General features: G+C 55.2%; 2 protein-coding genes. Both read right to left on the bottom strand.

The window, feature by feature from the left end; genetic code table 11:
- A partial coding sequence (locus tag RT018_RS06835; protein WP_397359883.1) for an ATP-binding cassette domain-containing protein occupies positions 1-313 on the bottom strand: 313 nt, incomplete at its 3' end.
- A 1-nt stretch (position 314) separates the two neighbouring features.
- Entirely contained in the window at positions 315-1,100 is a 786-nt protein-coding gene (locus RT018_RS06830; protein WP_397359880.1) for an amino acid ABC transporter permease, read from the bottom strand.
- Positions 1,101-1,155: the final 55 nt, after the last annotated feature.

Here is a 1,155-nt window from a genome sequence, read left to right as displayed (position 1 = left end):
TCAAATGGGGAAATACATTGAACTGCTGAAATACCATGCCCATTTTCTGGCGGTGCTCGTCAATGTTCAGCCGCACAGTCTTCCCCTCTGCGGTTTTCATCCGGGACTTGGTGATATCCACCCCGTCGAAGACAATGGACCCGTCTGTAGGCGCTTCCAGAAGATTCAGGCTGCGCAAAAACGTTGATTTTCCAGAGCCCGAGGGGCCAATGACCACCATCACGTCGCCCCGGTTGATGTCCACCGTCACGTCGTCAAGGGCCTTGATGGCGCCCTTGTTGTAGTATTTTTTTAGTCCGGTGACCCGGATCAGACTACCGCTTGTCGCCACGGCTCATCCTCCTCTCGAAGTGCGCAATGATCTTGCTGGTGGGGAAGGTCAGGCAGAAATAGAGCGCAGCCACCACCAGCAGCGGCTCCAAAATCCGGAAAGAGCCCGCCTGCGCCGCCTTCACCGCGGCCATCAGGTCCGCCACGCCAATGGTAAAGGTGACGGCGGATTCCTTAATGATGGTGACAAACTCATTGCCGATGGCGGGCAGTATGTTCTTGATGGCCTGAGGAAGCACGATGTACCGCATGTTCTGCCCCTGTGTCAGGCCCAAAGAGCGGGCAGCCTCGGTCTGCCCCCCTTCAATGGACTGGATGCCCGCCCGGATGATTTCGGACACATACGCGCCCGAGTTCAGCGCCAGCGCCACCACACCGGGAAGAAACCGATTCAGCTTTACAAACCCCAGAATCGTCACCGAAGGCAGATTGATCACGTCCTTGTGGAACAGCACCTGATACACAATGAACAACTGCACCAGCAAGGGCGTAGCCCGGAAAATTTCCACATAGACCGTGGCAATAAAGCTGACGGGGTTAAACCGGCTCAATGCAAATAAAACCCCCTGCTCCCGCAGACGGCCCTGCCGATCCAACGCCAGAAACCGCAAAGGCCTGATATCGGACATGCGCATGACGGCCAGCACCAAAGCCAGCACAAAGCCCAGAATCACGGTAAAAAATGAGAGATAGATGGTGCACAGCATTCCTTCCTTGAACATGTCGGAATACTGAAAAACGGCTTCAAAGCCCGCTTTGGAGACATTCATCATGGGGCTCCTTTCGGATAATAATGGGGTTGGCAAGCCTGTGAACGGCGCGATT

This window comes from Oscillibacter sp. (assembly GCF_032060045.1).
Lineage (GTDB): Bacteria > Bacillota > Clostridia > Oscillospirales > Oscillospiraceae > Oscillibacter.
The sequence above is the reverse complement of the archived record's forward strand: the minus strand, read 5'-3'. Positions and strand labels throughout refer to the sequence as shown.

Excerpts from the sequence above, each read along its gene's own strand:
- RT018_RS06830 (WP_397359880.1), bottom strand. The coding sequence starts at position 1,100 with ATGAATGTCTCCAAAGCGGGCTTTGAAGCCGTTTTTCAGTATTCCGAC.